Here is a 9,391-nt window from a genome sequence, read left to right on the forward strand (position 1 = left end):
TCCGATAGGCGATCAGGTCGGCGATGGAGATGATCGCCAGGCCGTGGGTGGCGGCGAAGCGCAGCAGGTCGGGCAGCCGGGCCATGGTGCCGTCGTCGTTGACGACCTCGACCAGCACGCCGATGGGCGGCAGCGCGGCGAGGCGGGCGAGGTCGACGGCGGCCTCGGTGTGTCCCGGACGCTCGAGGACGCCGCCTGGGCGGGCGCGCAGCGGGAATACGTGGCCGGGGCGGGTCAGGTCCCCGGCGGTGGCGGCGGGGTCGGCCAGCAACCGGATGGTGTGGGCGCGGTCGGCGGCGGAGATGCCGGTGCTCACGCCTTGGCGGGCGTCGACAGAGACGGTGAACGCGGTGCCCTTGCGGTCCTCGTTGACGGCCGTCATCGGCGGCAGGTCGAGCAGGTCGGCGCGGGAGTCCGGCATCGGCGCGCAGATCACGCCGCTGGAGTAGCGCACGGTGAAAGCAAGCAGTTCAGGGGTGGCGTGCACGGCGGCGAAGATGATGTCGCCTTCGTTCTCCCGGTCCTCGTCGTCGACGACGATCACGGGGCGCCCGGCGGCGATTTGGCCGATCGCGGTGTCGATCGTGTCGAGCAGCGTGGTGCGTTCCAGCGTTTCGGCGCTCATGCGGGTACCCCTTCGGCGGCGGTGGAGGTGTCGGCCTGGTCGGTGGCCGGTGCTGGGGTTGATGTCGGTGCGGGTGCGGGGCCAGGGGTGCGGGCGAGCAGGGTCCATTGCCGCAGTCCGGCCAGCACGAGGGCGAAGTAGATGACGTAAGTGAAGCCGGAGACCGGCAGGCCGCTGTGGAACGCCAGGGGAACGCCGACGACGTCGACCGCGATCCACACGAGCCAGAATTCGACCCAGCCGCGGCCTTGGGCGAGGGTGGCGGCGAGGGTGCCGATGAAGATGTACGCGTCGGGCAGCGGGTTCCAGGAGCTGTGGGTGGCCGAGAGCAGCCAGGCGAACGCGGCGGTTCCCGCGCCGATCGCGACGGTGAGCACGGCGCGCTCGCGCCAGGTGGCCCAGCGCACCGACACCTGCGGCGCGCTGCCGGTATTCGCGTCGCGGCCGGCGGAACGCCACCGTGACCAGCCGTAGCCGGCCAGAGCGATGACCGCCAGCTGCCGGGCCGCGGTGCCGCCCAGGTGCACGGCCATGTCGGCGCCGAACAGCAGGATCGCGCCGGTTATCTGTACCGGCCAGGTCCACAGGCTGCGGCGCAGGGCGAGCGCGACGGTGGCCAGCCCGAGCAGGTTGCCCAGCAGGTCGGACCAGCGCACGGTTTCGCCGCCGAGCCGGAAGGCGACCACGTCGGCCCAGCCGAACAGGTGGTTCATCGCCCGGCCCCCGCTATCGCGTGGGTGGGCGCGTCGCTGCCGGCGCCTTCGGGGTCCGCGGGCGTGTCGGCGCTCGCGGCGGGGCGGGCCAGCAGTCGCTCGGTGTACTTGGCGATCACGTCGACTTCGAGGTTGACTCGCGCCCCAGGCTGCTTGATGCCGAGGGTGGTCTGGGCGAGGGTGGCCGGGATCAGGGAGATGGTGAACTCGCTCTCGCCCGCACCGCTGGGGTCGTCGGCGACGTCGGTGACGGTCAGGCTGATGCCGTCCACCGTGATCGAGCCCTTCTCCACCACGTACCTGGCCAGGTGCGCGGGCAGCGCGATGCGCACCAGTTCCCAGTGCTCGCTGGGGATGCGTTCGAGCACGGTGCCGGTGCCGTCGACGTGGCCTTGCACGATGTGCCCGCCGAAGCGGCCGGCCGCGCTCATGGGGCGCTCGAGGTTGACCCGGTCGCCGGGGGCGAGATCGGCGAGGCTGGAGCGGCGCAGGGATTCGGCCATCACGTCGGCGGTGAACCGGCCGGCGGCAAGGGTGTCGGCGCCGGTCGGGTCGATGACGGTCAGGCATACGCCGTTGACCGCGATGGACGCGCCGTGAGTGGCGTCGGAGGTGACCAGCGGCCCGCGCACCGTGAAGCGGGCAGCGTCGGGCAGGGTCTCGATCTCGAGGATCTCGCCGAGTTCTTCGATGATGCCGGTGAACATCGTGTGCCTTGTCTCCCTCTCGCCGTCGGACCGCTCAGGGGCGGCGCCGGGGCGCGAGTGAGGGAGGCGGCAGGAAAGCGTGCAGCTCGGGGGCAGGCGCGATGCGGGCCCGTAGGCGCCGTCCGGCCGCGGATAACGGCCGGGAGCGGGCGGGCAGCCGTGCGCGCGTGCACGAGCTGACGCTCCCGCGTGCTGCCTCCCATCCGGACTTTCACCGTCGGTTCCGGAATTTCACCGGATCCACCGTCCGGGAGCGCTCGGCCGGATGGCCGGGTGCGCTGCCCTCACGGGTCGCGGACTATCACCGCCGGTTCGGAATTACACCGACCCCGGAGCACGCTGTTGCTGTCTAATCCAAGAGTGTGCCACGCCGGGGTATTCCCGATCACCCCCGGTCCGGCGAATGAGACATGTGAACTGTCGCACACCGCCGGGTCTCGCCACCCCTACACCACGCTGACCTGCGGTTCCGTCCGATTCGCTTGCTCTGGCGCGCGGCCGGCGCTCTCCTCCCGCTTCAGCCGGACTCATGCGGGGGCCGTATCGTGCACGGGTGGGAAGCAGCGATCGAGTGCGCGTGAGTGTCCCCGCGCGCCTTTCCGCGCCGCCTGACGCCGCGTCATTTGCCGGTGACGCTCCTGCCCCTGACGCTGTGCGCGCGGCGGTCTCCGCCGATGGGGTGCGTCGGTTGGGCCGGCGTCCCGCGCTCGATGGCTTCCGCGGTCTAGCCGTGTTGCTGGTGATCTTCGACCACGCGCACCTGCCGCTGCGAGCGGCGTGGATCGGGGTCGACCTGTTCTTCGTCCTCTCCGGCTTCCTGATCAGCTCGCTGCTCCTTGACGAAGCCGCGCGCACCGGCGGGATCGCGCTGCGCGGCTTTTACGCGCGCCGAGCCCGCCGGATCCTGCCCGCGCTCGCGCTGCTCACGCTCGGCATCGCGGCGGTGTCGCTGACGGCGCATCAGTTGCAGGACCGCTGGCCGTTATGGGAACAGGCCGCCGCGACGTGGACCTTCGCGGCGAACGCGGTGGTGTGGCTCGGTGGGGCGCCGCTCGGCGCTTTCACCGCGACGTGGTCGCTGGCCTGTGAGGAGCAGTTCTACCTGCTGTGGCCGCTGGTACTGCGCCGTGCGCTGCGTCGCGGTCGCGGGCCGCGGCGGCTGCTGGTCTGGCTGCTGGCCGCGGCGGTCGTGCTCGCCCTTGCCGGGTGGGCGGTGGGCGCGAGCGGCGTGGCACCGTCCGCGGACGTGTTCTTCAACCCGCTGGAGCGCGGCGCGGAGCTGTTGGTCGGCTGCGCGCTGGCGGTCGCCTGGCGGCACCGGCTGCTACCGTGCGCGCTCGAACAGGCTTCGACGCCGGTCGCTGTCCTAGCTCTAGCGGGTCTCGGCGTGCTGGCGTGGCGCGCACCGCTGGGAACGCAGGGCACGTATCTGGCCGCGGCGGCGTGCTCGGCGCTGGTGCTGCACGGGCTGCTGCGTGAGCGCCCCGGGGCGCTCACGGCGGCGTTCAGTCTCAGGCCACTGCGGTACACCGGCACGGTCAGTTACGGGCTTTACCTGTACAACGACGCGCTCTCCCGGCTGCTGCACCACAACCTGCCTGGACGCGGCTGGCCGGTGATCGCGCCGCTGCTGCTCGCGGGCTCGTTCGCGTGCGCGGCCGTGTCGTACCGGTACGTGGAGGTCAGGTTCCTGCGCCGTCGCCGGCCGCAGCAGACCGCGCGCCAAGAAGCCCTCGCGCCCGCCTAACCGCGATCGATCCAGCCCGCGCCTCGTGTACTGAACCGCGTCAGTCCGCAGCCGCCGCCGACGCAGGTGATTGCGACTGAACTGCTGTCGGCGCCGGTCCGGCCCCTCGCACGCTGAGCCGCGAGCCGGCGATCGCCGCAGCGACTTCGGTGATCCGGGTGAGCCGCATTACCTCGAATCGGTGGAATGTCGGGTCGCCGATCCGGCATACGACCACATGCACCGCAGCCTCACCGACTGGCGCGCACGCATAACGCGCCCCGCCGACCGATACCGTGGCGGCCCGGCGAGGCAGTTCAGGCAGGACAGGTTCGCGCGGAGCGTCCCAACTGCGGGCGAGCACGGCGGACTCGGGCAGCGGTCCGGCCGCTCCGGCGTGCACGGCCACAGCCCAGTCTGCGGCCAGGATCCGCGGCAGCGCGTCGGCCAGTATGTTCAGTGCGGCGCGCGGGTCAGCGGCTACGCGGCCGAGCAGGTCGAGGTCGGGAAACGCGCCGGGTACCTCCCCGGAAGGCCGGATGCCCTCGACAGTCACGGAGCTGAGCGAGCGCAGCGAGCGTTCGATCCGGCTTTGCTGTTCGGGTTCGGGCATGAACACCGTGATCTCGTCCAGAGCCCGCCCGCGTTCCCGGCTCAGGACACTGACCTGCACGATGTCGGCACCGCAGGCGCCCAGCTCCCGGGTGACCTGCCCGAGCGCCCCGGGCCGGTCTGCCACCCAGATCCGCAGCCGCAACAGCACGCCGTCCTCCTACCTCTCGTTGCCGCCCGCGCCAGGAAGGCCGCGGACGCGGTTGGATTTCGCGGAAGAAGCCGTCGCCGTCGACCGGCCCTGCCAGTTTCGCTACCGTGCGTTTCCGGATCGTTGCCTGCGTGTCACGGACGGGCACGCATCGCCGCGAGCAGGTCAGTCGCGGCCCTGGCCCGCGCCGCGACGGTCAGCGCCGTGAACCCGGCGGCGAACAGCGCCGCGGCGACCATCTCGTGACTGTAGAACCTGCCGGGCGCCTCGTCCTGGATGCGCGAGTGGAATTCGTCCACGCGCCGCGGGAACGGGGAGAACCCGAAGAAGATCCGTGTCGGCTTGTCCACGTCCGGAATCGCGGCCCCGAGCATCCCCGCGATCACCGAGGCGCGCCGCACGGTAGGCGTAACCGCGGCAGCCGCGCCCATCACGGCGAGCCCGGTCAATCCGTCGGCGACCGCGACGCGCAGAAAATGCGACTTGCTGAGCCACTTGCCCCAGTGCGGCAGCGCGTCGAGCGCGAAATGCGAGGCGACGCCGAGCGGCAGCGCGACGGCCGGGTTGTCCGTGGCCGCACCGATGAGCGCTCCAGACAGCACGTGGTTGGTGATCAGCATGAACAAGCCTCCGTGTCTAGGGAACGGCGCCTCTGCTACACCACAAGATCACACATAGGTGTGATCATGCTGAGAATCCCGGAAAACCCGTGCGAACGGCTGGCACTGTATGTGCCGCCGGGCGCGCTGGCGCTGCGGCTTTCCAACGAGACCGAGGAGGTGGGACGATGACGATCGTGATGTCCGACCGCGAGCATGACCTGCGCGACGTGGTCCAGTCGATTCACGACGATCTCGAACTCCCCGAGGGATACCGGGCCGAGATCATCGGGGGTCAGATCGCTGTGGCAGCGTCACCATTCGGCATTCACGCGTTCATTCTCCAGGAAATTCGGGACGCGGCCCACGGGCGCCTGCCGCGCGAACACCGGCTCTACGAAAACATCACGCTCGAAGAACCCGACGGCGACCGCTACATCCCCGACTTGGCGCTCATGCCGGACGCGCTGCTGCGTAACCGTCGACAGTGGACCTTCCCCATGGGGCTATGCCTGCTCGCGGTCGAGGTGACCTCGCCCGGGCAGGAAGAACGGGATTACCACAAGGCGACCGGCTATGCGCGCGCTGGAGTACGCGTATATCTCCTTGTAGATCAGACGCGACGCAGGTGCTTCGTGCACTGCGATCCCGAAGGCGGCAAGTACGCGCAGGTCACGGAAGTTCCCTTCGGCGAAGACGTGCTGCTGCCGCTCGCGCGGTCGATCACGATCGACACCTCGAAGTTCTACGTCGCCTAGCCGAGACGGGCGAAGTCCAGAACCCGCAGCACGGCACGCCCCGCCGCGTCGCTGGCCCCCAGGTCCACCTCGGCGCGCAGCATCCAGTCGCGGTCGCCTTCCGGGTCGTCGATCACCTGCCGCACCTTCCAGACCCGATCCTGGTTACTGTTGCGCTCGTCGTCCTCCACGAACAGCAGCTTCGGGCCGCGCGCGTCGGGGCCGGTGAGGATCTCGTCGTGCTGGTCGTAGTACTCCCCCAGCGCCTCGTCCCAGTCGTCCGCGCTCCACGCTCCGTCCCACTCCTCGGTCGGCGGCAGTCCGAGTTCCTGGAAGACCAGCGCGTCGTCCGCGTCGAGTTCGGCGAGCGCCTCCACGTCGTCTTTCGCCGCGAGCTCGACTCGGCGGAAGAGGGCGTTGCGCACTAGGACGCGGAACGCGCGCGGGTTGGCGGTGACCGGCGGCGGCGTGTCGTCGGCCGTGGCTTCCAGTTCCGCGGCGGCGTCGGGGTTGGTCAGTGCCTCCCACTCGTCCACCAGGCTGGAGTCGACCTGCCGCACGATCTCGCCGAGCCATTCGATCAGGTCGTGCAGGTCTTCGCTCTTTGTGCTGTCGGGCACGGTGTGCTGCAGCGTCTTGTACGCGTCCGCGAGGTAGCGCAGCACGATGCCTTCGGTGCGGGCGAGCTGGTATGTGGCCACGTAGTCGGCGAACGTCATCGCATGCTCGTACATCTCGCGCACCACGGACTTTGGGCTGACCGGGTGGTCGCCGATCCATGGGTGCGCGCGCCGGTATAGGTCGTAGGCGTGTGCGAGAAGTTCGGCGAGCGGCTTGGGATAGCTGATCTCAGCGAGGCGTTCGATGCGTTCCTCGTACTCGACACCCGCTGCCTTCATCTCGGCGACCGCTTCGCCCTTGGCCTTGTTCTCCTGCGCGGCGAGGATCTGGCGCGGGTCGTCGAGCGTTGATTCGACTACCGAGAGCACGTCGAGCGCGTAACTCGGAGAAAGCGGGTCGAGCAGGTCGAAAGCGGCGAGCGCGAAGGTGGACAGCGCCTGGTTGAGTGCGAAGTCCTGCTGCAAGTCGACGGTAAGTCGTACCGTGCGGCCCGTCTCGTCGGGCTCCGCAAGCTTCTCGACGACGTCCGCGTCGAGCAGCGAGCGGTAGATCGCGATGGCGCGGTGGATGTGCCGGCGCTGCGCGGAGCGTGGCTCGTGGTTGTCGGTCAGCAGTCTGCGCATCGCCGCGAACGGGTCGCCGGGCCGCGCGATGACGGCCAGCAGCATCGCGTGGGTGACCTGGAAGCGGGAGACCAGCGGCTCGGGTTCGGCCTCGATCAGTTTCTCGAAGGTCGCCTCGCTCCAGGCGACGAAGCCCTCCGGGGCCTTCTTGCGGGTGTAGCCGCGCCGTCGCTTCGGGTCGTCGCCGATCTTCGCCAGGGCGCGTTCGTTCTCGATGACGTGGTCGGGGGCCTGGGCGGCGACGTACCCGATGGTGTCGAACCCGGCGCGTCCGGCGCGGCCGGCGATCTGGTGGAACTCACGGGCGCGCAGCATCCGCACCCGCCGACCGTCGTACTTCGACAGCGCGGTGAACAGCACGGTGCGGATCGGGACGTTCACCCCGACGCCGAGGGTGTCGGTGCCGCAGATGACTTTCAGCAGGCCGGCCTGCGCGAGGCGTTCGACCAGGCGCCGGTATTTCGGCAGCATCCCGGCGTGGTGCACGCCGATGCCGTGGCGCACGAACCTCGAGAGGGTCTTGCCGAACTTGGTGGTGAAGCGGAACCCGCCGATCAGGGTCGCGATCGCGTCCTTCTCCGCGCGGGTGCACACGTTTACGCTCATCAGCGATTGGGCGCGTTCGATCGCGGCGGCCTGGGTGAAGTGCACGATGTACACCGGGGCCTGCCCGCCTTCGAGCAGCTCTTCGACGGTCTCGTGCAGTGGGGTCATCCGGTAGGAGTACGAGAGCGGCACCGGGCGCTGCGCGGAGCGCACCGTGACCGTCTGGCGGCTGGTGCGGCGGGTCAGGTCGCCCTCGAACCGCGCGACGTCGCCGAGCGTCGCGGACATCAGCAGGAATTGAGCCTGAGGCAGTTCCAGCAGCGGGACCTGCCAAGCCCAGCCGCGGTCCGGGTCCGCGTAGAAGTGGAACTCGTCCATCACCACCAGGCCCACGTCGGCGTCGCGGCCGTCGCGCAGCGCGATGCTGGCCAGGACCTCGGCGGTGCAGCAGATGATCGGGGCGGTGGGGTTGACGGATGCGTCGCCGGTGAGCATGCCGATGTTGCTGGACCCGAACGCGGCGCACAGGTCGAAGAACTTCTCCGAGACCAGGGCTTTGATGGGTGCGGTGTAGTAGGAGCGCTGCCCGCGCGCGTATGCGGCGAAGTGCGCGCCCGCGGCGACGAGGGACTTGCCGGAGCCGGTGGGGGTGGCCAGGATCACGTTGCTGCCGGTGACCAGCTCGATCAGGGCCTCCTCCTGCGCCGGGTAGAGGCTCAGGCCTCGCGCGTCGGTCCACCCGGTGAACGCCGCGAACAGCGCGTCGGGGTCGGTGGTGTTGGGCAGCCGCTCGAAGAGGTCCACGCCCGGTATTCTCGCAGCGCCGCGGGCGGGTTTTCGCCGCGCCGCGGCCGGGCGCGGCGATCACGGAGGCCCGCGCGGCGCGCGCGGGGTTCGCATGGTGGGCGGCGGCTACCGCGACCTGGGGCGTGACCGCTAGGCTGCGGGGCCATGATGGCGTCGATACGGCTGTTCGGGCGGGGTAAGAGCGCGGCGGGCGCGGATGGCGGCACGGCGGTCAGCGCGGCGCAGATCGCTGAGTTGCTGGCGGGCTTGCGGACTGCGTCGATGTCGACCACGTGGCGCTGCCGGCATGGTTCGGGCACCGCGATCGGCGAGGGCGCGGTGGATTTCGAGACGCGCCGCTCGCGCTCGACGGTGATCCGCGGCAAGTCCGCGTTCGAATACGTGCGCGTCGGCTCCAGCGTGTACCGCGCGCCGGTTGAGGACGACGAGGTGCGCGCGCAGCTTGGCGGCGGCAAGAGCGCCGCAGCCGCTACCCGCGGGAGCGCGGCGAATGGCGCGGCGCGGGTCATTTCCGCGGCGGTGGACGATGAGGACGACGACGAGGCGTTCGATGACGACGCCGAGATCGAGGCCGAGGCGGAGTTGGACGCCGATGAGGAGTTCGACGAGTCAGACGAGTCCGACGACGACGCGGACATCGAGCTTGACGCCGAGTCCGACGCAGAGGCGACGGAGTCTGACGAGGTGACAGAGGACGAGGCGGATGTCGACGGCGTGGACCCCTCCGAGGACGCGATCGCCGCAGACGAGCATTCCCTGGACGCAGACGAGAAGGACGGGGATGCGCCGGCATTGGCGTGGCAGACGTTCAGCGAACACGACGCCTGCGGCGTACACGCCTACGCGGAGCCCGCGGTCCTGGCGGCCGGGGTGCGCGCGGCGGGCGCGGTGACGGCCGCGGCACGCCAGGAGTTCGACGGCCGG

At 70.3% G+C, this 9,391-nt stretch carries 7 protein-coding genes, 2 pseudogenes and 1 riboswitch; of the genes and pseudogenes, 3 read left to right on the plus strand and 6 right to left on the minus strand.

Translation table 11 applies throughout. The features are described from left to right. Position 1 precedes the first annotated feature (1 nt). From ribB to VN779_RS08595, 3 genes and pseudogenes are all read right to left on the minus strand, one after another. Positions 2-625: pseudogene (gene ribB / locus VN779_RS08585) on the minus strand (3,4-dihydroxy-2-butanone-4-phosphate synthase); the annotation flags it as partial. Then, a complete protein-coding gene (locus VN779_RS08590) occupies positions 622-1,338 on the minus strand; it encodes a nicotinamide mononucleotide transporter family protein (RefSeq protein ID WP_325721909.1) in 717 nt (238 codons plus the stop codon). The pseudogene ribB and the gene VN779_RS08590, both read right to left, overlap by 4 nt. After that, positions 1,335-2,045 carry a riboflavin synthase gene (locus VN779_RS08595; RefSeq protein ID WP_325721910.1) on the minus strand — a complete coding sequence of 237 codons (711 nt, stop codon included), beginning with the start codon at positions 2,043-2,045 and terminating at the stop codon, positions 1,335-1,337. Before VN779_RS08595 ends, VN779_RS08590 begins: the two co-directional genes overlap by 4 nt. A gap of 185 nt (positions 2,046-2,230) precedes the next feature. Continuing rightward, positions 2,231-2,387: riboswitch (FMN riboswitch) on the minus strand. 346 nt (positions 2,388-2,733) lie between these two features. Between VN779_RS08595 and VN779_RS08600 the strand changes: the two genes are divergently transcribed. Further along, positions 2,734-3,792, plus strand: a complete 1,059-nt coding sequence (locus tag VN779_RS08600; protein ID WP_325721911.1) for an acyltransferase — start codon at positions 2,734-2,736, stop codon at positions 3,790-3,792. Positions 3,793-3,832: 40 nt separating this feature from the next. Here VN779_RS08600 and VN779_RS08605 read toward each other — a convergent pair whose 3' ends face one another. Together VN779_RS08605 and VN779_RS08610 are read right to left on the minus strand one after the other, a co-directional pair. Next, positions 3,833-4,534 (minus strand): ACT domain-containing protein, encoded by a 702-nt coding sequence (locus tag VN779_RS08605; protein ID WP_325721912.1) that lies wholly within the window; start codon positions 4,532-4,534, stop codon positions 3,833-3,835. Between the two features lie 134 nt (positions 4,535-4,668). Further along, complete coding sequence (locus VN779_RS08610) at positions 4,669-5,154, minus strand: hypothetical protein (protein ID WP_325721913.1); 486 nt, start codon at positions 5,152-5,154, stop codon at positions 4,669-4,671. Between the two features lie 167 nt (positions 5,155-5,321). Here VN779_RS08610 and VN779_RS08615 point away from each other — a divergent pair, with 167 nt between their 5' ends. After that, the gene (locus tag VN779_RS08615) at positions 5,322-5,891 is read left to right on the plus strand and encodes a Uma2 family endonuclease (RefSeq protein WP_325721914.1); all 570 of its coding nucleotides are present in this window, start codon (positions 5,322-5,324) and stop codon (positions 5,889-5,891) included. Here the strand turns inward: VN779_RS08615 and VN779_RS08620 are convergent. Next, complete coding sequence (locus VN779_RS08620) at positions 5,888-8,464, minus strand: DEAD/DEAH box helicase (protein WP_325721915.1); 2,577 nt, start codon at positions 8,462-8,464, stop codon at positions 5,888-5,890. The genes VN779_RS08615 and VN779_RS08620 overlap by 4 nt on opposite strands. Positions 8,465-8,611: 147 nt before the next feature. On the opposite strand from VN779_RS08620, the pseudogene VN779_RS08625 reads away from it, so the two are divergent. Then, positions 8,612-9,391, plus strand: a pseudogene (locus VN779_RS08625) (hypothetical protein); the annotation flags it as partial.

This window comes from Actinocrinis sp., assembly GCF_035605935.1.
Classification (GTDB): domain Bacteria; phylum Actinomycetota; class Actinomycetes; order Streptomycetales; family Catenulisporaceae; genus Actinocrinis.